Origin of the sequence: Bradyrhizobium sp. CB82 (assembly GCF_029714405.1) — a bacterium.
Classification (GTDB): domain Bacteria; phylum Pseudomonadota; class Alphaproteobacteria; order Rhizobiales; family Xanthobacteraceae; genus Bradyrhizobium.
Genome location: NZ_CP121650.1, coordinates 1,379,932 through 1,404,522 on the forward strand (window position 1 = coordinate 1,379,932; position 24,591 = coordinate 1,404,522).

The following is a 24,591-nucleotide window of genomic DNA, read 5'->3' on the forward strand; positions in this document are numbered from 1 at the left end:
ATCAGAACTTCACATTGATAGACAACTCGGCCGTGCGCGGCATGCCCAGCAACCATTGCCCGGCGTAAGGCGCCGAGGTCGCATAGACAGTGTCGAACAGGTTATAGAGTCGGAAGGCGACGGTGGTGCGCGCATCCGGCTTCCAGCGGATCCCGCCATTGACGACTGCATAGCCGGGACGCCGAAGGGTATTGGCATCGTCCGAAAAAGTTCGGCCCACGATCTGAACGCCGCCATAGACGGACCAGTTGGAGGCGAAGTCCCACGTGACCCAGACGTTCGATACCTGCTCCGGCACATTCCTCGGAATATTGCCTGCGTAGCTCACGATCTTGCCGCTCACCATCTGGCTGAAATTGTCGTATCTCGCCTGCAGCAGCGCCAGATTGGCGTCTATCCGCCAGCCGTCATTCGGGGCAAGACCAATCGAGGCCTCGACCCCGCGCGATGATTGCTGGCCGACCTGCAATGCGACACCGGCAGGATTGCTTGGGTCGGGGACCAGAAGATTGTTCTTGACGATCTGGTAGCCTGCCAGTGTCCATTCGCCGCGACCGCCCCAAAACGATTGCTTGACCCCGACTTCGATTTGTTTGCCGGCGGCGAGCTGGAAGGTCTTTTGCGTCGCCGGTAGCGAAATCAGGTTTGTGACGGGATCGACGGCCGTCGCATACTGCCCGTAGAACGCCAGGTTTGGAATCGGCGTGTACACCGCGCCGGTGCGCCAGCTCGTGCCCGACAGCGCGGTATCGAAACTATTCGCCGGTGTTTTGTAGTCGCTGCGGCCGACCTCCGGCTGGTCGAACCGCACGCCACTCACGAGGGACAGCTTGTCGGTCAGCGACAATCGGTCCTCGGCGAACAGCGCGTATTGATTGACGATTGCCTTGTAGCCAGGAGTGGTCGGCGTCGTCGTGGTCGAAAAATAACCCAGGTCGACGGCATCGAGGCTGACCGAGGATGTCCCGCCATAGGGCGAATTGTTGGTGTGAGTGAAGTCGATCCTGTTGATATCGAAACCGGCGACGAACTCGTTCGCAAGGCCGAGCACATGGCCGCGAAACGTCGCGTCCATCCGGTTGCCGGCCTGCGCTTGGTCGTGAAAAATCTCGATATAGTTGGTCCGCGTGATGAGTTGGGTAGCGGGATTCCACGCATAGCTCTCAACGTCACGCCAGTGCCGATGGCTGGTCAGGTAGTAAAGTGTGTCATGGACCGTAATGCCGTCCGCGACGTCCCATTCGGTCTTGAACTGCGTCCAGTTGTCCTCATAGTGGATCGCGCTGTCGAGCACGTTGTAATTCTTGAATCGCAGCCTGTCGTCGATAGCGCTATTGATCAGGGGGGTCCCGAAGTAGCGCGACGGGCTTCGGTTGCCGTAGTCCTCTGACAGAGTGAACGCGAGATTGTCGGCGGCCTGCACCCGCACCGCTGCAGAGATCGCCAGATTGGACGTCTTGTCACGATCGACCCAGCCGTCCGACATGTTGCCGGTAGCTGTGAGGCGATAGGATATGTTGGGATCGATCGCACCACCGCTATCCACGGCAAGGCGTCGCGCCATGTTGCTGTCGAGTGACGCTTCGGCATCGTTGTAGGTCGTTGTAATCGGCTTCTTCGGGATCACGTTGATGATGCCACCGATGGCGCCCTCGCCGTAGAGCACAGAGGTCGGCCCGCGCATGACCTCGATGCGCTCCGCCGACCAGGTGTCGAACGGAAAGGTCACGGTTCCAGCCCCGACGTAGAGGCGTGTGCCGTCGTACAGTGTCATCACCGAATTGCTGCCGGCGAAACCGCGAGTGCTGAAGGAGAGACCGCCGTTGCCGGGGGCGGGGCTTGCAGTGAAGCCCGCTGCATTCTGGGCCACGGCATCGGTGACGCTATGCTGGCCACGATCCTCGATGGTCTGCGACGTAATTGTCTCGACGCTGGCAGGTGTTTGCAGCGGCGTGAGGCTGAGGCGGCTCGCGCTCGTATTCTGCTCAGTTAACTTGAGCGTCGACGGCGAGCCGTCGGAGCCTGCGACCGTCGGTACTGCGCGAGGCGTTGCCGCCGGCTTTGACTGCGACCGCGACGCCGTGGCGGAACGTTTGCCGTCCGGGCGGCCCGGCCTTGCCGCACGTTCTTGGGGCGGACGGACCACGACCGGCGGCAGGTTTTGAATCGGGTGAACTTGCTGTGCCTTAGCAGTGCAAGTCCCGAACGGCAGAGCTGTAAGAAGGAAGGTGAAAGCAAGCAGGTCGGCGCGCAGCCGCCTCGGCATAATGGGAAACACGAATAGACCTCGGCATGACGTCGGTGGCACGTCACAGCGAACGAGGTCTCACCTGGACGTAGTCGGATCTACGCAAGGTGAAAGCAATGTCTGTACTCCCCGACCGACATTTTCGCGTGTGACCACGGCTGACGGCAGGTCTCCTGGCTCGCGGGTCCTAACCTTCCGTCGCCTTCCCAGGACCGAGTTTCCCAGTGGCCTATGACGAAAGATTCGCCGCTTACAGTTGCGGGGGCAGCCGCGGCATGAGGGAAATCCCCGCACCGCATTCCCTTTTGATCCCCGTGAGGGGAACCGTCGGTTGTCACCGTAGAAGTTGGCGAGGCGCGGAGTCAATCCCTCCCTGAAGCAGAGCATCCTTTAGTTGTTCGCCGAGCAGGTCCACCGAGCGAGATAATAACCGGCGCGAAATGTCCGGGTTGGGCAAAGAGGCGAGTTCGTGGTTAAGGCCGCTATGGATGCAGGCGGAAACTTGCAGCTACAAGCCCAGCCGCGGGCGACTGCGCGACATCGTGCGAGAGTTTGCCGCCGCATCCAGCGCGGTGGAAGGATTTAAGAGCCTTCACCTGCACCAGTACGTCATAGGCTGGCCGCTCGGATTGCGCCGGCGGTGGCCCTTGATATGGCTCCCAACCTTCTTGGATTTCCAGCCGCGCAATTGTTTAAATATGGTTCTGGAATGTGAGGCCAATAGAGCGCGAGGCGCGAAAGCAGGTTTTGGAGGGCAGTAGGCAACCGCAAGAATCCAGGCAAAGCTCAAGCCTGAAACGCCATGCTGTATGCTGTATTGTCCAGCGCGCTTGTTGGGAAGCTCAGAGCGCATCTCGTGCCTTGCCGGCCAAGGTTGATGCTCGGTAGCGCGAAAAGACTGCGCATTGCCTCCATCGCACGCAGAATTTCTGAAATGTAGGCCCAGAAATCGGCGAACTTCGACTTTGAGGGGCGATAATATCGCCCGGGACGGAGGGAAACGAAAGCTGCGGGTCGACTCTGTGGGGGAAGAGACTTGAGGACGAGGCGGAGCGGCCTCTGCACTCAAGAATTTGCCTTAACCGTGGCAACCGATCGCGAAAGAGAGATCCGACAGTTGACGGAGCTGGTCGATCGTGCCGCATTCCCATGTGAGGTGCGATCTTGCTTTCGCATGACGCGCGTTGGTGTCTTAGACGATCTCGCTTGATTTCTTTGAGGCAATGCACCCGGGCCGAACATGATCGAGATGCTCGAAGTTTCCGGGGACCCTCGACGAAACGGTCGAGCGAGACCTTGGGCGCTGAGCGGCGTTTGAGGCTGATAGATGCCGATCTATATAACGGCGATCCTCAAATTGAGTGTCGCTGACTTTCTGCGGAGCAGAAGTGCTTGCTTCCTGCGTGGCCGTGGCCCAACCGCGCCATGATCATACGATCCGTCGTCTATCCGTCTTCTATCTGGATGAGAGAGTATTCCGCGAACATCCCAAATGGGACTGTCCCCAGCGCTGCGTTTCACTAAGAGTTGACACAATATGCCGACATTGGTGTCGCTTTCAGCCATGTGAAGCTTGGCGGAGACGCGCGCCAACTGATTTGTTGGGTCTCAAATGCTCGATGCGCGCCAGGGAAGCGTCCCTATCTACCAGCCGGCGATGACTCCTAAGGAGTACTCGAGCGTCCTCATTGCGCTCGATTTGATAAATCACCCCGCAATTTTGCTCGATCGAGACGGCTCAGTGTTGGCTGTGAGCGGTAAGGCCTCAAAGGTCTTTGACAGTGAGTTCTCCGTGCGTGGGCGCCGGATCTATGTGGCAGACTGTCAATCGCGAATGAAACTGGACGCGCTGCTGGATCGCGCCCGGCTGGTCTCGGAGAAGCAAGTGCCCTCAGTTTCACATCTCGCAGTCAATCGTGCCAGTCGTCGACCGATCGTGATGGAAGCTATCCTGCGAAGTTCTGGATCCAGCAGCCTGCTTGTGACGTGAGCGTTGTTCTTCTCCTGACGGACTTGGATGAAATGCCGGTCATTTCACAAGGGTCGCTCATGGAAGTCTTCGGCTTGACTCCTGTTCAAGCGCAACTGGCATCGTTGTTGGCAAAGGGAAGGTCGCTGGAGGAAATCGCTCGCGAGATGAACATCTCTCCAGGAACAGCCAGGAACCACCTTAAGGCTGTGTTTCTACGGACCGCGACCAGGCGCCAGGGCGAGTTGGTCTCGCTGTTATCTCGGCTGCGATAAATGATGGCTCTGAATCAGGCCACGATAGGCATTGCTGACCTACCGATTATGTCTGCGCGGCGCCGATGGCTGTTCCGATCCATGCACCAATTTATCAATTTCTTTGCTGCGGGCGTTTCTTCTGACCATCTTTGGGGCCATGAACAAGTCGATTGATCGGGAGAAGCCTGCCCGAGGGACGACGAGTCACACGAAGGGCGTGGTGGCTAACCTTGCGTGGGCTGGCTCCCGTCCGACAAAGTCAAATTTCGATGCCGCGTCGCTGACGCTCATTGTATTGTTCAGCGCAGCTGGCCGCTCATCCGCATTGTCAGCGACCTCGTTCCCAGTGCGGCTGGAATTTGGCACCAAGCGCCAACGGCGGCCTTGGTGCAAGCAAGTATGTGCGTCGATTGCCGCGCCGACGGCGATGATCCTCGGGTGTGAGTTCTTGATTGCGGTTGACGTCGCGAGATGAACGCGATCATCGCGCTGATGATCAAGTCATTGAATTCCCTAGCACATTCGCGATTGTGGCACCTTTAGGCGCCAATATCCGAGTTTACGGTAGCTTAAGGTGCCAAATGATTGACAAACCGAATAACGCAATTATATTGTTGGAGCCATAAGACGCCAAAAAGTCGTTTAATGGAGCCTTAAGACGCCATGCCTCCTCGGAGCCAACTTATCAGTGCGCCTCCTTCGGCCGTTCAGGAGGCGATCAAGCGCCTAGGAAACAACCTTCGGACCGCACGCCTGCGCCGCAACCTGAGCCATGCGGAGCTGGCAGCCAAGTTGGGGGTAGATCGTCACGTCATCGCTGACGCGGAGAACGGCAAATTGAGCACGAGTGCCGGCGTGTATGTTGGCATGCTGTGGGCGATGAACCTGCTCGCGTCGCTTGCCGACGTTGCCAACCCGAAGAACGATGAGGAGGGACTTGCTCTAAGCGGCCTCGATGAGCGTGAACGTGCGCGACAAGGGAGGGGACCAAGCAATGCCTTCTGAGGAGTGTTTCGTCTACATCACGCTGCCAAGCCAGACAGAACCGGTTACGGCGGGGCGGTACCAGCTCGACACGACACGCCAAGGTGCTGCTGTCGGACAATTCGTCTATGGCCGCAGCTATCTTGAGCGAAAGGATCGCGTCGAGTTCGATCCGGTCGAGCTCAAGATTCAAGTCCCTCCGTTCCGGACAACGAAGCTGCGCGGCAATTTTGGAGCGTTGCGGGACAGCTCTCCGGACGCATGGGGCCGCAAGCTGATCGAAACTCGTTTGGGTAATCCATCGCCGAGCGAGATTCAATACCTGCTCAATTCACCCGATGATCGCGCCGGCGCTTTAGGCTTCGGTCTCAACGTGCAACCACCGGCACCTGTTCGTGCGTTCAACAAAACGCTGGATTTGGCGCGGTTGATCGAGGTGGCCGACCAGATCGTCGCCGCCGAAAAGGATCCGTCTGCACCAGCACCAGCTGGAGCTGACGCCGAACAGGCCGAGGCGTTGATGCGCGCGGGCACCTCGATGGGAGGCGCGCGGCCGAAGGCTACCATCGAAGATGAGGATGCGCTTTGGCTCGCGAAATTCCCGCATCGCGATGATCGATGGAATAACCCGCGGGTCGAACATGCCATGCTGACCCTTGCTCGCGAGTGCGGGATCTCGTGCGCGGAGAGCCAGATGACCACGATCGGCGACAAGGACGTCGTCTTGATCAAGCGGTTTGATCGGAATAAGGCCGAGAAGGGCTACCTTCGCAGCAGGATGGTGAGCGCCTTGACGCTGCTCGATGCCGATGACACGCCCGACACCGTCGATAAGCGTCAAAAATGGTCGTATCTTCTGCTGGCTGACGAAATCCGACGAGCCGCATCCGGAAGTCAGTCGAAGGATCTGCCAGAGCTGTTTCGGCGGGTGTGCTTCAATGCTCTCATCTCCAACACCGACGATCATCCACGCAACCATGCCATTTTGGCAAAGGATCAGGCCTGGTCGCTCTCGCCGGCATACGACCTCACACCGAACCCGATGATTGCCTTGGAGCGCCGGGACCTGGCGATGGCATTTGGCAACTGGGGACGATACGCCAACCGGTTCAATTTGCTGTCGCAGTGTGAACGCTTTCTCCTGTCCAAAGATGAGGCAACGGCAATCGTCGACGGCATGAAAGCGACCATTGGGGAGTCCTGGTATCGCGTCTGCCGACAGGTGGGCGTCAGCGAGCGGGACTGCGAATTGATCCGCAGCGCGTTCGTTTACGAAGGCTTCGGTTACGATTTGGCGGATCCGACGATCGCAACCGATGACGCGGAAGAACTGCCGACAACCCGCCCGCGCTAAAGCGAATGGGAAATCTCTGGAAGTGCGATGATCGCGCGCTCGTCAGGTGTGACCACTAGAAGGCGCCAACCGATGGTGGACACAGGTTCCTAGTCCTGGGCTTGGCCGGAGGAACGCCCGAGATGACCGATGATATCTGCGTAGCGGCCAGCTGTTTCCATGCAGCGGACCAACTGCGCCAGGATCGGTAGCTTGCCGCTGGCTGTGCGAAACGCCTCATAGGTTCGCTTATCGACATAGATGACATCGGCATAGGGCGCCAGTAGTCTGCCACCGTCGGCAGCTTGCCCCAGCGCTTGCCGGCGCTCGACTGACTGCCGTCGTCTCGAAGGATTGGCAAAACGCCGCCGCGGTCCGGTAAGTGTAATGCCGAGCCGCTCCGCGTGGACAGAAGCGGGGGCTCTCTTTGGTATCGGGCAGGATCGCGAAAAATCTACGGTGCAGGCGGAGAGCGGCTTGCCCCGGCTGGGAGACTCACTCTAAGCACGAAACACGGTACAACTTCGCGGCGATCTGAAGAATGTCGAAGAGTGGCCCTAATTTGCCTGCGAACGGATATGCAATCATCGTTGATGGTCACGTGAAAACCGAGTTCGCGACCAGAGAGGGGGTAGAAGTTGGGGCGAAGGATTTGAAGCGCCGATTTCCCATGCTGCAGGTCGAGATCTACGATGCAGCTGCGCAAGCCACGCGGCATCTGAGTGCGCCGTAAATTGCCGGTGTGACACCGGGCATTTAGGTTCGATCAACCGGCATCCATTTTGCTAAGTTAGGTGATGGCAAAGGCCGAATCAGAACGCGCGATTCGAGCTTTGGCAAGGACGTGGTATGACACGCTTGCCGAAGGGGACCGTAAGCATCCGAGCTTCTCTGCGTTCAAAAAGTGGCTCTCCGGCAACCATTATTCGCACTACTTGAATTTCCGCTCCCGGATGGGAGCGGACTACGACGCTGAGATGTGGTTCGACGACGAACTCGGGCAGACCTGGCGGAGGTGAGGCTTGGGTCAAGAGACACGGCGCCCGGAATGGGGAAACATTTCGCAGATCGTATCTGCGCTCTGCGCCTTGGCGCTGGCCATCTGGCCATTTACGGGTTCTTCTTTTCGAAGACCTCGCAGGCATTCGTGAGCTACCTCCAATCGGAGTTGGCATTGCGCAATATACGTATCGTGAGCCTGGAGCAGACCGAAAAGGACCTGCAGCGCTCCATTGCGGAAAGTCAGGTGAGCTTGAGCAGCTTGACCGAACAGAAAGCCAGGCTGGAACGGCTGATTGCCGAGCTCCAGATCGCGCAACAAGGTTACGCCAAGCAAGTACAGGAACTCGGTTCCCAGCTCGTCGGCACGACGTTCTCGCTCGTTCGGGAAAAGATACTGGTCAGCAAGGCGACCCTTCTATCGGAGTTGGACGTCTTGGAATTGAAAATTCAGACTGACTGGTACGACAAGGGCGTACCGTCACAGACGGTCAGGCCCTGGCAATCCTACCTCAAGACGCTACAGAACAAGATGTCTGAGCTTCCCGAAGCGGATAGAACAATGGGCAAAGCGGTCCTGGATAAGTTCGTCCAGCAATGTAACAGCTTAAGCTCAGTCGTAATCCAAGTGCCGGCCATGCGGGTCGCCTCAAGCGAGAGCTTATCTGCCTATGATTACAATATCGACAGGCATCCGGTCGGTATTCGCGCCAAGGCAATAGCCAATCAGATCCGCAAGGCCGAGGACGACATGCAAGCCTGCTTCAAATCCCTCGCTCAATAGAAGCTGGCGGCATCGCAAGTGCCAGTGAAGCCTCCTGAACGGCTTTGACCTGCTCGCAAGCAGCGCCTCGAAATGGCCGCTTTGCCGAAGCGCCTTCAAAAGCATTTCAGCGTCGCCCGGAACCCCGGCAATGTCGATCTCGAACGGCATCTCAAGCACGTTTTCGTTCACGCGCACGATGTCGTCAGGGCAGACCGGAACTCGTCCCATTCCGGCCAGGTGGCATAGCCAAGCGGTACGCCCTTGCGGATCGCATTGCGATCGGCGTGCGCGATCAGCTTGTTGCGGGCGGCCTTTTATCTTGTCGCGCAGCTTGTACGTGGTTTGCCAGAGTTGCGCCTGGACAAGCCGTGGTCGGCGAACGCTTGGTGCGGTGGCCACGCAGCGTGGCCTTGCAGTGCAGGCGGCGCGGCACCGAACGGGCACCGTGGGATAATCGACTAAGGCGCGCTCTTGGCTATTGTTTCTCGCTCAGGATGTATGCATTATTTCACTTTGGGCAAAGTTCATTTCCGTGGGGGGCACGATGTGGCAGGGCATTCAGCGACGCTTCTATTCGATGATGTATTATTTCGGCCGGACGCCACCGACATCCGCCGAGATTGATGCGGCTTTCGAAAAAATAGAGAGCGAAGCAACGATCGCCGCCAACGATCCATTTTGTGACTGCCTGGTGAAGGCCGGCTCCACCATCATCCAGTGCAAGACGAGAAGAACATCAACATGCGAAGCCATGGGCCAGCTCAGGCCTGACGTGAACACGAGCCCGCATGATGTTGGCTTCTGCAAGAGCGTGTCGGGGGGCTCGAAATGAGCCCGGCCATGCATCATCGGACGCTCTCGCTCTGGATCTTGTTATCATCCGCTATTCTTTCAGGATGTGCGTCGGTCGTGCCCAATTTCGATATACCTTCCGATCAAGATGGGCCCACTATCCACTCAATCTCGCGGCGCGTGAGCTGCGAACTGGTGCAGTTGATCGAGCGGGGTGACGCGGTCTCGGCGATCTTGCTCGGCGACGACATGGATGTTGCCGTCCAGCTGAACTTGACTGTCAACGATACTGGGGGACTCAGCCCCTCGTTGTCTTACGCCAACGCGCCCTTTGCGTTCGGGTTGGGCGGGACGCTCAGTCAATCTCGAGAGCAGAATTTCACGCAAAAATACTATTACTCGACCCGGGCTTTGCAGAAGGAGGCCGCGGAGGTGCGGAAGCTTGGGGGTAATCTGGCGGAATGCTGGCCTACGGATACAAATCTTGCCGGCGAATTGGGGCTCAGGAGAACCGTCGAACTCGCGCTGACCGGGCAGAACATTGCGTGGGACAAGAAGCTTTCCGATGACGGCGGCGTGTTTGGTGGCTACGTCAATTTCGTCGTCACGAAGAGTGTGAATGGCGGTCCAACCTGGACGCTCACCAGTTTCACCGGTCCTGGAAGCAATCTCGGATCGTTCTCGGAGGTCAATACCGACAAACTGACCTTCGCTTTCGCGCGCGGCGACAAGGCGGGAACTCCCTTCCGTGTGTCCGGTCGGGCCAAGGCGGATCGGCTCATCGAGCAGATCAATATCAACCAACTTACAACCCAATTGTCCGGTGTTCGCCCTTTGAAATGAATGTAGCGATCGAGATCGATCGATGAATGACATGTTCTTCACTTCGCTGGGGCCACGCAGAGGATCGCAGATCCGGCAGGTTGCCGGCGGTACGCGCGCAAGGCAGACAGAACGAGGTTGGGAAATCCGGACGCTTGGGACCGACGCCTGGACATCGATCGACCACGAGCCGGATGTGGGCGCAGAGGCGGAAGCAGGTGGATGGCAATCCTGGTCCAATTGGACAAACCAAACTCAAAATCCGATCGTCTCATTCGTCTCGGAGTGGACGGTCCCGGTGCCCCCGGCCAAGACGAATGGCCAAACCATTTACCTGTTCAACGGGCTGCTGGATGCCACGGGCCATCATATCGTCCAGCCTGTGCTTCAGTGGGGGCCGTCCCCGGCCCGCGGCAGCACCAACGCCTGGGGACTTGCGAGCTTCTGGGTAGGAGGTCCAGACGACTTGATGTTCACGACGCATTGGACAGAGGTTGCCCCTGGCACGGTCGTTGTGGGCCGCTTGACGCTTGAGGCTCAGAACAATGGCCTGTTCAGTTGCACAGCTGAATTCGACGGCTATCCCGCAACGCAACTGACGTCCGAGAACCTTCCGCCTATGGTCCAGTGCGTCTTGACCTTGGAAGCATACGGCACGGGACCCAATGCGCCTTATCCCAAAGTGTCATTCACAGAGTTCAGTGCGATATCGATTACGCCAGACCTGGTGGCTGCGAATGTGCGATGGGTCGCCAGCGGAGGAGCAGTGATCAGGAAGGACGGTGGTACTGGCGCGCGCGTCGATGTCGCATATCCAGCGATAGGATCGTGAAGGCTGCAAGCCTAATATGTGCGTTCTTCAACGGGACGGGCTACTGCTGCGACATCCCTTCCATCTCGCCGATCAGGTCGAGATCGACAATTTCGCGGCTCGTGAGAACGAGATCTGCGGCACGAACATTGGTTTTCAACTGCCCCAAGTTCGTTGCGCTGGGAATGACACGGATGGCAGGGCTCTTGGCAAGCAACCATGCCTCACTGCGGGGGAAATCGATCGGGCTGGGATGAGATCCACGCGCTCTGCAAGCTCAACAGCCTGTCCTTCAACGCAACTGGTGAAGTCATAAAGAGCGACGGCGTTTGGAAGGTCTACGAGTTTACCTGGCAGTGGATGCAATTCTGTTCTGGGCGCGTTTCGAGGGACGCTGGCTGCGTGGCACGGAGTTTCATTATCCCGAGCGGCCGGCGAACCTGCCGGTGCTGAAGCCGCTCGAGAACTGGCCGAAATCCAATCCCCGCAATCTGCGCGCTAATCTGGTATCCAACGCCATGAGCAAACGCCCGGTCCTTATATTGATGCTCCTGCTGCTATCGCGCGCGGCTGTTGCCGACAGCTTTGTCGGTCAGGCCAGCGTCATTGATGGCGACACGTTGGAAATTCATGGAACGCGGATCCGTCTTTGGGGTGTGGATGCTCCGGAAAGCACTCAGCTGTGTCGCGGTGAGGACAGTTCGCAGTACCGTTGTGGTTCGAAGGCCGCGAACGATCTCGACGCTTTCATTGCCCGGCGCCCCGTCAACTGTGTCCCGCTCGGCCTCGACCGGTATGGCCGCACGGTCCCGACCTGTTCGGTCGCAGGCAGGGATCTCGGGGAATGGCTTGTGCGCAACGGTCTCGCGTTGGATTGGCCCCAATACTCGAAGGGCAGATATCACGAGGCTCAGCGCGAGGCTGAGCGCGCCGGCCAGGGTCTCTGGAAGGGCAGTTACGTTGAGCCGTGGCTCTATCGTGCATGCATTCGCGCTAGCGGAAGCCCGTCCGCCTGTTCGGACGATGCAAATGCCCATCCTTGATGGGCTCAACTGCGAACATCAGTCCGCCATGTGCGATGGCCGATCACCGCACCGACTTGGCTCTAGCGTGGTTTGGGTGCACTCGGAAAAGGGGCTCGCCTGCGGCGATCGCTATCACTGCCCCGTTCCCGGGTGCCGCTATTGAACCGGTCTCGTCGCTACATTCGGACCCGCGTGCCCCTTCGGGTCGCTATGCTCACGCTCTCCGGGTGCCATTTTGCGTTGAGGCGATGCGCCCTTGGCGCACGCCTGGCTCTGTATCCAGCATCGATGTTGATCGCGCCGGCTCTCGGCCGCCTGCGCCGGATCATCTTGGCGGATTCGGTGCTTGAGGATTGCTTCGCCCCCGCGCTCATCGGCGAGAAACCGCTCGTGGACGCGCCGCGCTCGAGCTAGGTTGAGCACTCGTCGAGGGCAAGCAAATTGTCATTCCAGACGCCGTCTGCATGGGTCTGAATGAATTTGCGTCCCGACGGGCTTTTTCGCACGGCAACCCAAGCGGTCGAGTTACCGTCTTGCGTGTAGAACCTGTGCTGCTTGTTCTCGATAAAACGAACAACGTCTTCCACCTTCTCCCTCCATCTTCCTCCTTCGGGCTTGGGCCCACCGACATCCGAGATGTGCTCATGCCGGCTCATACGGTTCGGCTTGTGAACACAATCAATGCGGTAACTGGCCATGGTCTTACTTTCGATTCAAATTTGGGGGCGAGGATTCTGCTCGTCCCGACGACAAGAAAGCTGGGTCGCTACGGTCCGGACTGCCCGCTTGCGTGGGGGCTCTCTTTCCTACGGAGGTCGGGTCGATAGTCTCGCAATGCACACAATGTGGCTTTCGCCTTAGGAGCAAGCTGCGTTCGGTCGCGAATGTCTTTGGCCTGCCCGTCCGGATCTGAATCCGCTAACATGCTTATGATGTAGGTTTGCGGCAAATTCGTCGCTCTTGCCGCCGCCGATCGTTATCGAATTGGGATGCACAGCATTGATCCGAAGCGCGTGACATGCCGATATGCCCAAGTCAGCCACGGGCGGTCCCACTGTCGCGACGTCCGCCTACGTTCGTGGATAGTGTGCTGATCTGTCTCCCGCCATCGAATTCATATTCATAGCTCCTTCTGAGAGGACCAAGATTGTAAACGGGGCTCGAGAATATGACGGGCCGATTGCTGGTTCGATCTTATTAGATCTGCGGCGCGACCTAAGCTCAATGTCGGCTTTCGTGAAAGTCTGCGCGTCCGTCGCCATCTTGCGCAGAATTTCTGAGCTGGATGTGCCGGAAATAGCGAATTTCGACCTTGCGGGTCGATATTATCAAGCGGACTCGGAGGGCGATCACGGACCGATTCGTTTGCGGGCAAAGGCCTGAGGGGACGTCTAACCTCCCAACCTACGAATGGATTCAAGCGACAGTCGCTCGCTAAGGAGATCTGGCAAGGGACGTATGGGATCGACTGTACCGCTATTCCCCATGTGAGGCGCGATCTTGCTTCCACGCTGGTTGTCTTTGGATGTTCTCGCTTGATCCGTGTGAGGCAATGCAGCCGTGCTCATCGATGAGCCGGGGGACTTTGGGTGCTGACCGCGTTCGAACTGAGAGATGCCGCGCGGCGTGAAGGCGATCAAAATGAGAGACGCTGACTACACGCGGCGCGGTAAAAATCGCGCTTGCCTTCGCGACGGTGGTTGAGCCGCGTCATGATCTACGATTCGCTCCTCCCTTTGGTATCCATTTGGATGAGAGAGTGTTTTGCGAACATCCCAAATGGGACTGTCCCTAGCGCTACGTTTCACTAAAAGTTGACGCAATATGCCGACATTGGTGTCGCTTTCGGCCATGTGAAGTTTGGCAGAGGCGCGCGCCAACTGATTCGTTGGGTCTTAAATGCTCGATGCTCACCAGGGAAGTGTGCCTATCTACCAGTCGGCGATGACTCCTAAGGAGTACTCGAGCGTTCTCATTGCGCTCGATTTGATCAACCACCCTGCCATTTTGCTTGATCGAGACGGCTCAGTGTTGGCTGTGAGCGGTAAGGCCTCAAAGGTCTTTGACAGTGAGTTCTCCGTGCGAGGTCGGCGGATCTATGTGGCAGACTGTCAATCGCGAATGAAGCTGGAAGCGCTGCTGGATCGCGCCCGGTTGATCTCCGACAAGCAAGTGCCCTCAATTTCACATCTCGCAGTTAATCGTGCCAGTCGGCGGCCGATTGTGATGGAAGCTATCCTGCGAAGTTCTGGATCCAGCAGCCTGCCTTGTGACGTGAGCGTTGTTCTTCTCCTGACGGACCTGGATGAAATGCCCGTCATTTCACAGGCGTCTCTCATGGAAGTCTTCGGCTTGACTCCCGTTCAAGCACAACTCGCATCGTTGTTGGCAAAGGGAAAATCGCTGGAGGAAATCGCCCGCGAGATGAGCATCTCTCCAGGAACAGCAAGAAATCATCTCAAGGCCATATTTCTTCGCACCGCGACCAGACGCCAGGGCGAGTTGGTTTCGCTGTTGTCGCGGCTGCGATAAAAGATGCATCATTCTCAGACCACAATATGAAGCACACACATGCAGACCACGATCTATATCTGCGGAGCTGATGGCTGTTCCGATCTATTCCGCCAATCGATTATTCTCCTTGGAGCGGCCGTTTCGGCCGACTGTCTTGGGGCGCCATGAACAAGCTGCTTGACGGGAAGGAGCGTTCGCCCCGAACGACGATGAGTGACACGAATGACGTAATGGTTAAGCGTGCGCAGGCCGACGGAAGCCCGGTTAAGCCGAGCGTCGACACTGAGGCGCTGACGCTCATTGTATTATTCAGCACAGCAGGCCTGGTTCTGTCGATCGCCCTGGCTTTCTACTGGCCAGAAGTCGCTGCCGGTTATCTGGGGATGCTCCCTTGACTCCGTCGCACACGGAACAGGCGCTTTTATGAGGGGTGGGAATTAATAAACGTGACGCCGATCCGTCTCTCTTTTCGCCAGACAATCCGGCAAAGCCGGCGAAGATGTTCACTCTGAATAACTAGCGCGAAAGTGTCCGGAAACCAGAGAGGGCTCATGACCTCGAAAGCCGCGCCGGTTTGGGAAATGTTGCGGATCAGGCAAGGCAGGCTGCCACCTGAGAACTCAATAGCTCCCGATTTGAGAACTCGACGTCTGTAGGAAGATCGATGTTCTTCCATGTGATCAAAGAACCTGTTCCGCGGGTTGCAATCCGACCAGAGTTCGTCCAGCTGCTATACGACCGCTGGGAATTAAGCGGAATATCCCAAACGGGACTGTTGCGTTGTCATTTCAGAGTTAGAAATAGATGTGGGTGCAGGCCCGGAGCCGGCAATTTCCGCGTTTGGGGAGGTGCCTTGAGAATTGGGTTGAGCGGCTGCCGAGGCAAGAGATCTCGCCAGGCAGTATGACCCGGGTCATGTGACTAGCGTGAGCTGCGTCTGTTTCGCGAATCTTTGCGAGCGAGGCGGCAGACAGTTCATTTCAAGCTCCCAGGGCGTCGCCTGGGTCGTCCCAACACCTGCTCGCGACCGATAGTACAGCGAGCGATCGTCGCCGCCATTCGGCAGTTGAGGGCGATATCGAGTTCGCTCATTGGAGATTCGCTGATGGCAGATAATCCGGTTAATAGGGTTGCTCTGTATATCGACGGCCTGAATTTGTCCGCAACCTCAAGGGCGCTCGGCTTCGATATCGATCACAAGCGCTTGCTGCGAGAGTTCGAGAGTCAGGGCCAGCTATTGCGGGCTTTCTATTACACAAGGACAATTGAACAGGATCAGGAATTTTCGTCGCTGCGCCCGATGATCGATTGGCTTAACTACAATGGGTTCAAGGTCATCACAAAGCCGACCAAGGAGTACGTCGATCCGAATGGACGGCGTAGAGTCAAATACAGCATGGATATCGATCTCGCCGTCGATATGATGGAGCTCGCCGGGCAGCTCGATCAGGTCGTGCTGTTTTCACGCGATGGTAATTTCCGTTCGCTCGTGGCAGCCGTACAGCGGCGAGGTGTCCGCGTTACGGTGGTCTCTTCGCTGGCGACACAGCCGCCAATGATTGCCGATGAACTGCGCCGCCAGGCTGACGTGTTCATTGACTTGCTCGAGCTGCAGCCGAAAATTGGCCGTGTCCCTGTTGCGCGGCTGCGCGCGGCGCCGGTCGCCAGGAAACTTGCAGTCGGAGAACTGCCCAGCAGCGCTCGTCCGACCAGCTCCAAATCTGCTGCTCCAAAGTAGGACAACGAGCCCGAAAGCGTACGCACCTCGGCGCGCCAGGTGGCGTTTGCCCCTCGTCGGTGCCGACCGGCGCGCGCAAGAGTCGCTCTGAAGCCTTCCTTTGAGGGGCGCGTCATCGAACAGAATCATCAGTGATCAGCAGAGGTTCATCTGTAGCCTTCAGGTTCAGAGATTGAGGTCTCTGGGTAAGACCGAATGGTTGCTCTCTCCAGCTCACGTATCAGCTTTTATCTCGATGGATCCAATGGTCCAACCACGACCGCGCAGCTTGCGATCAAAAAGTCCGATAGCTCGACATTATCGAGCGAGCAGTGTTCGTTTCCGATTGAGTGAGCTGGCCGACGAAGAACGAGTTATCGAGCTGGAACCTTCCAAGAATCAATCTGAGCTTCGATGTTACCAAGCGGGCCAAGTAATATCCGCTGCATGACATTGCCCAGGCGAGTGAAGTCAACGCGGAGAACTCGATCCCGACAACGCGCTAGATCAGCTCGAAGCGTTGAAAAAGCGCACACACCAGCAACGAGCTCTATCCCAAATGGGACTAGCTCTCCTGAGTGCATAGAGGCAGATTCGGTAGAATAATAATACGTGCTGTCGGTGAAGGATAGGTGTTCAATCCAGGGGGCAAGCGACACGACAAAGCGCGCGTGGCGGCGGTACGAAGATCCATTTGTTCCTCTCGAAGAAAAGGTTCTGCATGTAGGATGACAGAAAGCGACAATCGCCATGAAGTTTCTGTTGTGACCGACGGCCGCGAGATCGAAAGCTACAAGCAGGAGATTGCGTGTCTCAAGCAACTGGTCGTGCAGCTCTCTGAAATTGTACTGCGCAATGTAATGAAGCAAGGCCAGGACCGAAAATCGGAACATCCGTGAGTTTCTAAGCGGCTCGCCGGAACATAAGGCGGCGGAAAATCGAGCGTTGCATGGTAGCGCGCCGGCTGCAACGGCGCGGCTCCCTCTGGGGCGGCAGGGAGCAGGCCCCGCCCTTTGCTCCAGAGGGCGGGGCCTCTAGTTGGTAAAGGCTCTGCAGTACCAGCGCCCTAGCTCTTCGCGCTCGCTCGCTCATCGCGCCTCTCGCCCACGACAGTCCACTCAAGCCGAATTTGCAGCCAGAGACCGCTTCGGGGGCTGGTTGAGGGGAACTGGAGCGCCTTCCCATGCTTCAGATCAGGATCTATGACACGCAAACGGATACGCGAGGAAATCTAGGTCCTCCTGCTCAGATCTTGGCGGCTCCTCTTGGCGCGCGTGCGGCTTCCGCTGCATCGGGCTCTCGTGTTGGGGTGGACGGCCCCCTTCCGCCACACTGCGTGGCGAGAAGAGTTCGTCGCTGACCTCAAACGAAGGAGCCGTCCGTGGAAACGATTGTTCGCATCGGTTTGGATACGTCGAAGAGTGTGTTTCAGCTGCATGGCGTTGACGAGACGGAGCAGCCGATTCTACGGCGTAAGTTGAGGCGTGGGCAGGTTTTGGATTTCTTTAGTCGTTTGCCGCCTGCACTTGTCGCGCTGGAGGCTTGCGGGGCATCGCACTATTGGGCGCGCGAACTGCAATCGCTCGGTCACGAGGTTGCGATGATTCCGCCGCAATATGTCAAACCGTACGTGCAGCGCGGGAAATCCGACGCTGCGGACGCCGAGGCAATTTGCGAGGCGGCAAGTCGGCCGAAACTGCGCAAGAACTTTGTGCCTATCAAGAGTCCCGAGCAGCAGGGCGCGCAGATGTTGGCGCGTGTGCGCAACCAGTTCATCGGCAGGCGGACCCAGCTCGCCAATTCGATCCGTGGCTATGCCGCGGAATTCGGCTTTACCGCGCCCAAGGGGCTTTCGCGGCTTCAACAATTGCTCATCGACATTCAGGCCGACGTAACAGTCCCGGACTTGGCGAAGGAGTTGGTGGACGCTTTGGCAGCAGAACTGGAGCGCGTCGATGGCCAGATCGCCAAGCTCGACAAGAAGCTCATGCAGCTCCACCGGAGTAACGAGATGAGCCGACGGCTGGCGGCCATCCCGGGCGTCGGTCCGATCGGTGCGACGCTGCTGTCAATCAAGGTCGTCGATGCACGCGGGTTCAAGTCGGCAAGAAACTTTGCCGCCTGGCTCGGCCTGACCCCAAAGAATCATTCGACGGCCGGAAAGAATAGGCTCGGCGTGATTGCACGCGCGGGTGACGGCATGTTGCGAACCGTTTTGGTGGCTGGCGCGACGGCTGTGATCGCAGATATGCGCCGACGGGAAACTCGCTCCTGGCCCTGGCTGAAAGACATCATCGCCCGCAAGCCGCCGAAGCTGGTGGTCATAGCGTTGGCAAACAAGCTGGCGCGGATTGCCTGGAAACTGATGGTCAGCGGTGAGCGGTATCGACCTGCAAGCAGCGTCATGCCGACGCCGACATTGACCTGAACGAAATGCACAGCTTGGCGCCAGACCGGCAGGTTTGACGCTGAGGGCGGAACTTGCAGGACAGGAAGAGGTGGTACGTTCGGCGCGAGCCGGTCAGTGAAATGCTCCGCTCGGTTTACCGGCAGAAAATGCCGCTCTCGTGTTTGGATCTCACTGTCCGCGAAGCCCATCTTGGCCGGTGGTCGCAAGACCCGAAAACAGGCCGGACATATGAGCGCAAGCGATCCGAGCATGCTGCCAGAGCCAATCCTTGCAAGTCGGGGGCCGTCCACATATGAACCGAGCCGCCTTGCGTCTCGGCCATCCGGCTTTCGATCCCTCGCGCAAAGACTACGGAGCTCCTCGCCGGGGGCACTCGGGCTCGCCTGCGGCGATCGCTATCACTGCCCTGTTCCCGGGTGCCGCTATTGAGCCGGTCTCGTCGCTGCACTCGGACCCGCGTGCCCCTTGGGGTCGCTATGCTCACGCTCTCCGGGTGCCATTTTCCATTGAGGCGATGCGCCGTTGGCGCACGCCTGGCCTTGCCCGCGCCCTAGCCAGCTCAAGGCCAATTCCCATAAGGCGCGCCGCGTCCCAGATTTCGCATCTCTCACTTAGAGACTGAGAGTAAGAGCGTCGCGCGGGTTTTGTCGTGACGGGTTACAGGCTGCGAGAGAGGCTCGCGGCGCCCGTCGCCGAGACCCGCGATGTCCAGACACCATCTTCGGGCCCGCACCGACCGGACAAGCCTTTGGGGAGAAGAGAGAGAGAGAGAGAGAGAGAGAGAGAGAGAGGAGGGAGGAAAAGGAGGAGGAAGAAGAAGAAGGAAGAAGAAGAAGGAGGAAAAGGCGGCGGCCGCTGCTGCCGCTGCTGCTGCTGCTGGTGGGCCCGCCTGGATTCGAACCAGGAACCAGACCGTTATGAGCGGCCGGCTCTAACCATTGAGCTACAGGCCCCGCTGCGGGCAACGCTGAAAGATGGCCGGCAACGGTGCGCGGGTCGTCCACAGGATGGCCGGCACTCAGGCAATCCCAAATTGGTTCTATTGAGTCACGCCTTCCCAACTGAACCGGGAATTACAACCATCGCGGCGGATCGAGGTGAGCGACAACAGCCCCGATCGTTGCACGCGCGCCAATCACTTGCTCCGGACATTATGCTGCTCACGTCCACGGACCCGGCTGCGGCCATGACGCGGTCCCGCATGGCGATCATGTCGACTATCTCGTCGCCGGGCATCTGCACCATCCCCACGGTGATCACTGCGATGACCATGGTCCGGTGGAGATCGTTCGAAATTAGGATCGTGACTGAGCTGTTCTCTCACCGCAGTAAAATTGGCCGTCGAAACCGCATGCTACCGCCATACAGCTGCAATAGAGCGCTATTGTTTCGGTCGAGAGACAAGCTGGTGCATTGTCAGCGGGCGAAGCTGACCGGTGCGAGGTAGGTGTCGCGCGTCCTGGCTTGGCGGCCGGAAACGCCGGGAAGGGGCTGGCGCGCCGGAGGAGATCGAGTGCCTCACCGTCGAGCACCGCATTGCCGGAGGACTTTGCCACCGCGCTGTCAATCACTTCGCCGGCTCGATTCAACTCAAACCGTACCGTGACCGTGCCGGATGCGCCATGCGCCGCGGCGGGATAGCGCTTGAATCGTTGCAGGTGACCGAACACCAGCGCGTTGTAGGCGTTAGCGCTGGCCTGGGTGAACTCTCCGGTATGTTCGGTTTTCGGCGGCGCGCGGGTTTCCGGCGCGGGCGGCTGAGGCTCCGGCTTCGGCTGCTCGACCTGCTTCGGCGTTTCCTGCGGCAGGGTGACCTCGGCCTGCCGCTGCGGCGGTGGCGGCTGTTTCACCTGTTCGACCGGCTGCTCCTGCTTGGGCGGCTCCTTCGGCATCTCCTCGGCCTGTTGGATGGCCGGCCCGACTGCGATGTCCTGGTCCTGGATTTCGGGCGAGCTGGCGTCGACCGGCGCGAGCGTCACGCTGATGGCGGGGATGATGTTGGGTTCAGGCGCCGGCCGGTGAGCGTACCAGAACAAAATGCCCGCCACGAGCGCCGCATGCGCGAGCAGGATCGTCACGCCGGCGATGCTCCAGCGCGCAAGGCCTGGCCGCTCCGGCAGATGCAGCGTGTGCGCGTTCATGGCTTGGTTGCAGGGGTTTCCAGCCCGACCAAGGCGAGCTTCAGATACCCGGCATCGCGCATGGCGTTCATCACCTCCATCAGCTCGCCATAGCTCACCGCCTTGTCGGCGCGGATGAAGATGGTTTCATCCTTGTGACTGTTGGTCGCCGTATCGAGCGCTCCGGCAAGCGCCTCACGCGCGACAATGGTGTCGCCGATGGCGAGGCTCTGGTCCGATTTGATGGTGACGAAAACCGGCGTGTCGGGCCGCGGCTGTTCCGGCGCCGTACTTGCCGGCAGATTGACGCCGATGTCGACGGTCGCAAGCGGCGCCGCCACCATGAAGATGATCAGCAGCACCAGGATGACGTCGATGAAGGGGGTAACGTTGATCTCGTGTTGGATTTCGAGATCGTCGCCACTGGCGCGCGAGCCGAGACGCATCGCCATGACCGTCACTCCGCCGCGTGCGGCAGCGGCACGGTCCGGGTGCGCTGGCCGCGGCTGATTAAGAGCAGCAGTTGCGCCGAGGCGTCGCCGAGCAAGGCGCGATACCCTGCGATCACCCGGGCGAGGTGATTGTAGATCACCACGGCCGGAATGGCCGCAACGAGTCCGAGCGCGGTAGCCAGCAAGGCCTCAGCGATGCCCGGCGCCACGACGGCAAGATTGGTCGTGTGCGACTCGGAGATCCCGATAAAGGAGTTCATGATGCCCCACACCGTGCCGAACAGGCCGACGAAGGGCGCGGTGGCGCCGATGGTGGCAAGGATGCCGACGCCGCGCGAGATCTGCCGCGTCATCGCCGCTTCCACGCGCTCCAGCCGCAGCGCGACGCGCTCCTTGAAGCCGTCATCGACGATACCGCCGGACAGTTCCGCCTCGCGCGCCGTCGAGAGGATCAACTGCGCGATGGCGTCGCGGTCGTCCTCGCACTCGCGGACCGCATCGCGCAGACTGCCGCCTTGCTCCAGCATCCCGATCCGGCGCCGCGCGCGGTTGCTCGCGAGGCGCAGCTCGATAGTCTTGGCAAGCCAGACCGTCCAGGTCACGAGCGAGGCGAAGGCCAGCCCGATCAACACCGCCTTCACCACGATGTCGGCGTTGAGGAACATCCCCCATGGCGACAGATTGTGTGGCAACAGCGGATTTGGAATTTGCGCCAATGCCACGCCCGGCGACACCGCAGTCATCGCCAACAGGCCGAGGACGCCGGAGATCGGCCGGCGCCAGGTGCCGCACCACGGTTTCTTGCCGATATGCTTCATCACGTTCTCTCGTTGGTCAGTGATTGGCCCCACCGATCGATCCCCAGATTTCAAATCTTTTGCGAAAGGCCGAAATAGAAGCCGCGCCGCGGCCCGAATTGCGGTGCAAACACGCCGATGCCACTGCCGTCCCTGATCTCATAAATTTTGTCGAACACGTTTACGACATCGAAGCGCAGTGTGGTCGGCTTGTTCGGCGCGACAAGGAAGAAATCGCGCGATAGTCCCATGTTGACCTGCGTGTAGGACGGCACGTGATCTGTGTTGGCAAAGCCCGATCGAAGTCCGCTGCCATAGATCATATTGGCGGAGAAGCGCGTGCCGTTCCACAAGTAGGCCGCGCCGGCCGATGCGGTTAGGATTTGGGTGTGGTCACTGTAGATGTAGTGGCTAGCGACATAGGCCAATTCGTCCGGATCGAAGAGATACTGATTCGAGACGACCTGGGTGGCGAGCTGCCGTGCCCAGGCGAGGTTGCCGTACATCTGCAAATTGCCGTTGGTATAGTTCAGCTTGAGCTCAACGCCGAGATTGTTTGCCTTTGCATAGTTGAACCCATCGAGCACATAGGCCTGGCCGAACTGACCGTCATCCAGAAGATCGGTCGCGATCTTGTAATAGCCGTCGAGACCGAACTCGAGACCCGGGATCGGGTAGATCTTCTGGACCACGCCGACATCGAAGACGTGAGCCCGTTCCGGCAGCACCGGATCGTTCCGTGTTACGGCGGGGGCAGCCACAGTGTTCTGGTAGAGCGCCATGTTGGCAGGCGCAGCGACGACCTGCGGAGGCGGCGTGAAGGTTCGCGCGTAGCCCGCGTGGAACGTGGTGCCGTCATAGGGCTTCCAGGTCAGGCTAACGCGCGGACTGAACTGGTTGGCGTCGACATATTGCCACATCTGGTCGAAACGCAATCCAGCGTTCAGGGTCAACTGGTTGGTGATCCGCCACTCGTCCTGCAAGTAGCTGCCGAACAGCCAGCCTAGCTTCGAGCTGGAGTCGTAAATGGTGACGGGCGGAAGCGGGTTGCCCGTGATCGGATCGAGCGCCTGCGGATTGACGCCAGTGGGATCGCTCAGGAACGTGGTATTGATGCCGGTCACCAAAGATTGCTCGGCACTGACCATAAATCCAAATCTCAGCGTGTGCGCATCGGCCACGCGCCAGGCGGTATCCTCCTGGAAGCCGTTGACGTAGCTCTGACGGTAGACGTCCGAAGCAATTCCGTTGATGACGAGATCGCCGATCGGGTCGGGCATGAAGTGGAGCTGGTTGTAGCGGTTAAAATAGGAGATCTGGTAATCGATATCCTCGTGTGAATGTTGGTAGGCGAGCACATTGAACTGGCTGATTTCCTGCTGCCGCTCGTTGAGATTTGAGGACTCAAAACTGGAGACGGTCGGGGTCGCAAAGCTGGATGGCTGTCCCGGATTGTTGGGGATCTGAAACAGCGAGTTTGACACGCCGCTGATCAGCGTCAGGCGGCTCTCCGGATCAGTGACGGTGGAGAGATAGAGAAAGCCCTTTTCCTGCGGCGTGCGGTCGTGAATGGCTTGCTTCTCGGGTGTCGGATTCTCGATGCCGAGCTGATTGCCGAAATAGCGGCCCGACACGTAATATTGGGTTTGTCCGACCGCGCCGCCGTATTCCGCCCATGGGGTGATGGTCGATTGACTGCCGCCGTAGACGCTGACCGTGCCGGAATTGTTGAAGGCATCCGCCTTGGTCTGGATGTCCAGCACTCCGGCGGTGCGCAGGCCATATTGCGCCGGCAGGGCGCCGTAAAGCAGCGCCATGCTGCCGATAATGCCGGAATCGAGGAATTGCCCGAAGCCACCGGCCATGCCGTCCGGGAGCATGACGCCGTTGATGCGGATCGCCAGGTTAGCGTGCTCGTTGCGCACGTGCAGTTCGCCGCTCGCCGCCGAGTCCTGGGCTACGCCCGGGAACTGCAATAGCACCTTGTCGAGCGAGGCGTTATTGCCCTGCGGCAAGGCTTCGATCGCCTGGTGGCTCAATTGGTATGAGGTGGCCCCGATTGGCGGCAGAATGGTGTTCTGTCGCGCCGCATCCAGCTTTTGGTTTTGCTCGGTCACAACCTGCGCCTGCGTCGGCGCGGCCGGTGGCGGCGCCGGGTTGCGCATGACCTGCCTTGGCCGGGGCGTGCGCGGCCGACGGCGCTCAGTCGGCGCGATCACACGGGTTTCCGGCAGAACGTTGGTACCTGGAGGCTGCGCCTGCGCGGCGGACGTTGATTGCGGCGTTTGCGCTGGGACAGGCGTCGCCGTCGCCTGTGGTGTCGGCGAAGGCGATGCTGTTGGAGAGGCGGTGGGCTGCGATGTACCGGGCGGCGATGTGTTGTCGTTCTGGGCCAATGCGGGTGCGCTCCAAATGGCCGCGAGCGTCAGCGACGACGCCGACAGGAGCAAGTAGCGAATGGCACGCAGCGAAGTGGGACTGTTCATCTGATGAGGATTCCTGACAAAGCACTTTCCATGATGCGAGGGCACCTGCAGCCCGGAACGAGCTTCGGCTCGTTGGCCTGCGGGGCGCC

At 59.1% G+C, this 24,591-nt stretch carries 23 protein-coding genes, 1 tRNA gene and 1 riboswitch; of the genes, 15 read left to right on the forward strand and 9 right to left on the reverse strand.

Annotated features, from left to right (window positions below; all coding sequences use genetic code 11):
• Position 1: 1 nt before the first annotated feature.
• Complete coding sequence (locus QA640_RS06575) at positions 2–2,278, reverse strand: TonB-dependent receptor (protein ID WP_349253695.1); 2,277 nt, start codon at positions 2,276–2,278, stop codon at positions 2–4.
• A 115-nt stretch (positions 2,279–2,393) separates the two neighbouring features.
• Positions 2,394–2,592, reverse strand: a riboswitch (cobalamin riboswitch).
• Between the two features lie 1,268 nt (positions 2,593–3,860).
• On the opposite strand from QA640_RS06575, the gene QA640_RS06580 reads away from it, so the two are divergent.
• The 9 genes from QA640_RS06580 (at position 3,861) to QA640_RS06620 (ending at position 11,002) form a co-directional block, all read left to right on the forward strand.
• Positions 3,861–4,238: a hypothetical protein gene (locus tag QA640_RS06580; RefSeq protein WP_283039922.1), complete on the forward strand. Its 378-nt coding sequence runs from the start codon at positions 3,861–3,863 to the stop codon at positions 4,236–4,238.
• A 59-nt stretch (positions 4,239–4,297) separates the two neighbouring features.
• Complete coding sequence (locus QA640_RS06585) at positions 4,298–4,492, forward strand: LuxR C-terminal-related transcriptional regulator (RefSeq protein WP_283042737.1); 195 nt, start codon at positions 4,298–4,300, stop codon at positions 4,490–4,492.
• A gap of 31 nt (positions 4,493–4,523) precedes the next feature.
• Positions 4,524–4,949, forward strand: a complete 426-nt coding sequence (locus tag QA640_RS06590) for a hypothetical protein (RefSeq protein WP_283039923.1) — start codon at positions 4,524–4,526, stop codon at positions 4,947–4,949.
• Between the two features lie 519 nt (positions 4,950–5,468).
• On the forward strand, positions 5,469–6,812 hold the full coding sequence (locus tag QA640_RS06595) for a HipA domain-containing protein (protein WP_349253742.1): 1,344 nt from the start codon (positions 5,469–5,471) through the stop codon (positions 6,810–6,812).
• A gap of 776 nt (positions 6,813–7,588) precedes the next feature.
• A complete protein-coding gene (locus QA640_RS06600) occupies positions 7,589–7,810 on the forward strand; it encodes a hypothetical protein (protein WP_283039925.1) in 222 nt (73 codons plus the stop codon).
• Between the two features lie 29 nt (positions 7,811–7,839).
• Positions 7,840–8,574: a hypothetical protein gene (locus tag QA640_RS06605; protein ID WP_283039926.1), complete on the forward strand. Its 735-nt coding sequence runs from the start codon at positions 7,840–7,842 to the stop codon at positions 8,572–8,574.
• Positions 8,575–9,100: 526 nt separating this feature from the next.
• Positions 9,101–9,388, forward strand: coding sequence for a hypothetical protein (locus QA640_RS06610; RefSeq protein WP_283039927.1), 288 nt, complete (start codon positions 9,101–9,103; stop codon positions 9,386–9,388).
• Positions 9,385–10,191 carry a hypothetical protein gene (locus tag QA640_RS06615; protein WP_283039928.1) on the forward strand — a complete coding sequence of 269 codons (807 nt, stop codon included), beginning with the start codon at positions 9,385–9,387 and terminating at the stop codon, positions 10,189–10,191. Before QA640_RS06610 ends, QA640_RS06615 begins: the two co-directional genes overlap by 4 nt.
• A 22-nt stretch (positions 10,192–10,213) precedes the next feature.
• Positions 10,214–11,002, forward strand: coding sequence for a hypothetical protein (locus tag QA640_RS06620; protein ID WP_283039929.1), 789 nt, complete (start codon positions 10,214–10,216; stop codon positions 11,000–11,002).
• A gap of 40 nt (positions 11,003–11,042) precedes the next feature.
• On the opposite strand, the gene QA640_RS06625 is transcribed toward QA640_RS06620, so the two are convergent.
• On the reverse strand, positions 11,043–11,198 hold the full coding sequence (locus tag QA640_RS06625; protein ID WP_283039930.1) for a hypothetical protein: 156 nt from the start codon (positions 11,196–11,198) through the stop codon (positions 11,043–11,045).
• Between the two features lie 139 nt (positions 11,199–11,337).
• Here QA640_RS06625 and QA640_RS06630 point away from each other — a divergent pair, with 139 nt between their 5' ends.
• Entirely contained in the window at positions 11,338–12,024 is a 687-nt protein-coding gene (locus tag QA640_RS06630; RefSeq protein WP_349253696.1) for a thermonuclease family protein, read from the forward strand.
• A 392-nt stretch (positions 12,025–12,416) separates the two neighbouring features.
• Here QA640_RS06630 and QA640_RS06635 read toward each other — a convergent pair whose 3' ends face one another.
• A complete protein-coding gene (locus QA640_RS06635; protein WP_349253697.1) occupies positions 12,417–12,704 on the reverse strand; it encodes a DUF3892 domain-containing protein in 288 nt (95 codons plus the stop codon).
• A 1,201-nt stretch (positions 12,705–13,905) separates the two neighbouring features.
• Here QA640_RS06635 and QA640_RS06640 point away from each other — a divergent pair.
• On the forward strand, positions 13,906–14,538 hold the full coding sequence (locus tag QA640_RS06640) for a helix-turn-helix transcriptional regulator (protein WP_283039931.1): 633 nt from the start codon (positions 13,906–13,908) through the stop codon (positions 14,536–14,538).
• Between the two features lie 146 nt (positions 14,539–14,684).
• Entirely contained in the window at positions 14,685–14,915 is a 231-nt protein-coding gene (locus tag QA640_RS06645; protein WP_283039932.1) for a hypothetical protein, read from the forward strand.
• A gap of 26 nt (positions 14,916–14,941) precedes the next feature.
• On the opposite strand, the gene QA640_RS06650 is transcribed toward QA640_RS06645, so the two are convergent.
• A complete protein-coding gene (locus QA640_RS06650) occupies positions 14,942–15,196 on the reverse strand; it encodes a PilZ domain-containing protein (RefSeq protein WP_283039933.1) in 255 nt (84 codons plus the stop codon).
• Positions 15,197–15,625: 429 nt separating this feature from the next.
• On the opposite strand from QA640_RS06650, the gene QA640_RS06655 reads away from it, so the two are divergent.
• The 3 genes from QA640_RS06655 to QA640_RS06665 all read left to right on the forward strand — a co-directional run bounded on the left by QA640_RS06655 (position 15,626) and on the right by QA640_RS06665 (position 18,665).
• Positions 15,626–16,258 (forward strand): NYN domain-containing protein, encoded by a 633-nt coding sequence (locus QA640_RS06655; protein ID WP_283039934.1) that lies wholly within the window; start codon positions 15,626–15,628, stop codon positions 16,256–16,258.
• Positions 16,259–16,965: 707 nt separating this feature from the next.
• A complete protein-coding gene (locus QA640_RS06660) occupies positions 16,966–17,136 on the forward strand; it encodes a hypothetical protein (protein WP_283039935.1) in 171 nt (56 codons plus the stop codon).
• 482 nt (positions 17,137–17,618) lie between these two features.
• Positions 17,619–18,665, forward strand: a complete 1,047-nt coding sequence (locus QA640_RS06665; protein ID WP_283039936.1) for an IS110 family transposase — start codon at positions 17,619–17,621, stop codon at positions 18,663–18,665.
• An 859-nt stretch (positions 18,666–19,524) separates the two neighbouring features.
• On the opposite strand, the gene QA640_RS06670 is transcribed toward QA640_RS06665, so the two are convergent.
• The 5 genes from QA640_RS06670 to QA640_RS06690 form a co-directional block, all read right to left on the reverse strand.
• A tRNA-Ile gene (locus tag QA640_RS06670) sits at positions 19,525–19,600 on the reverse strand.
• 342 nt (positions 19,601–19,942) lie between these two features.
• Complete coding sequence (locus tag QA640_RS06675; protein WP_283039937.1) at positions 19,943–20,725, reverse strand: energy transducer TonB; 783 nt, start codon at positions 20,723–20,725, stop codon at positions 19,943–19,945.
• Between the two features lie 59 nt (positions 20,726–20,784).
• Complete coding sequence (gene exbD / locus QA640_RS06680; protein ID WP_283039938.1) at positions 20,785–21,219, reverse strand: TonB system transport protein ExbD; 435 nt, start codon at positions 21,217–21,219, stop codon at positions 20,785–20,787.
• A 5-nt stretch (positions 21,220–21,224) separates the two neighbouring features.
• Entirely contained in the window at positions 21,225–21,962 is a 738-nt protein-coding gene (exbB, locus tag QA640_RS06685; protein WP_283042740.1) for a tonB-system energizer ExbB, read from the reverse strand.
• Positions 21,963–22,087: 125 nt separating this feature from the next.
• Positions 22,088–24,502 (reverse strand): TonB-dependent receptor, encoded by a 2,415-nt coding sequence (locus QA640_RS06690; protein ID WP_283039939.1) that lies wholly within the window; start codon positions 24,500–24,502, stop codon positions 22,088–22,090.
• Positions 24,503–24,591: the final 89 nt, after the last annotated feature.

Coding starts and splice junctions, on each gene's coding strand:
- QA640_RS06580 (WP_283039922.1), top strand. CDS start 3,861: ATGCTCGATGCGCGCCAGGGAAGCGTCCCTATCTACCAGCCGGCGATG.
- QA640_RS06585 (WP_283042737.1), top strand. CDS start 4,298: ATGGAAGTCTTCGGCTTGACTCCTGTTCAAGCGCAACTGGCATCGTTG.
- QA640_RS06595 (WP_349253742.1), top strand. CDS start 5,469: ATGCCTTCTGAGGAGTGTTTCGTCTACATCACGCTGCCAAGCCAGACA.
- QA640_RS06600 (WP_283039925.1), top strand. CDS start 7,589: ATGGCAAAGGCCGAATCAGAACGCGCGATTCGAGCTTTGGCAAGGACG.
- QA640_RS06605 (WP_283039926.1), top strand. CDS start 7,840: ATGGGGAAACATTTCGCAGATCGTATCTGCGCTCTGCGCCTTGGCGCT.
- QA640_RS06610 (WP_283039927.1), top strand. CDS start 9,101: ATGTGGCAGGGCATTCAGCGACGCTTCTATTCGATGATGTATTATTTC.
- QA640_RS06615 (WP_283039928.1), top strand. CDS start 9,385: ATGAGCCCGGCCATGCATCATCGGACGCTCTCGCTCTGGATCTTGTTA.
- QA640_RS06620 (WP_283039929.1), top strand. CDS start 10,214: ATGAATGACATGTTCTTCACTTCGCTGGGGCCACGCAGAGGATCGCAG.
- QA640_RS06635 (WP_349253697.1), bottom strand. CDS start 12,704: ATGGCCAGTTACCGCATTGATTGTGTTCACAAGCCGAACCGTATGAGC.
- QA640_RS06640 (WP_283039931.1), top strand. CDS start 13,906: ATGCTCGATGCTCACCAGGGAAGTGTGCCTATCTACCAGTCGGCGATG.
- QA640_RS06645 (WP_283039932.1), top strand. CDS start 14,685: ATGAACAAGCTGCTTGACGGGAAGGAGCGTTCGCCCCGAACGACGATG.
- QA640_RS06650 (WP_283039933.1), bottom strand. CDS start 15,196: ATGGAAGAACATCGATCTTCCTACAGACGTCGAGTTCTCAAATCGGGA.
- QA640_RS06655 (WP_283039934.1), top strand. CDS start 15,626: ATGGCAGATAATCCGGTTAATAGGGTTGCTCTGTATATCGACGGCCTG.
- QA640_RS06660 (WP_283039935.1), top strand. CDS start 16,966: ATGACAGAAAGCGACAATCGCCATGAAGTTTCTGTTGTGACCGACGGC.
- exbD (WP_283039938.1), bottom strand. CDS start 21,219: ATGGCGATGCGTCTCGGCTCGCGCGCCAGTGGCGACGATCTCGAAATC.
- exbB (WP_283042740.1), bottom strand. CDS start 21,962: ATGACTGCGGTGTCGCCGGGCGTGGCATTGGCGCAAATTCCAAATCCG.
- QA640_RS06690 (WP_283039939.1), bottom strand. CDS start 24,502: ATGAACAGTCCCACTTCGCTGCGTGCCATTCGCTACTTGCTCCTGTCG.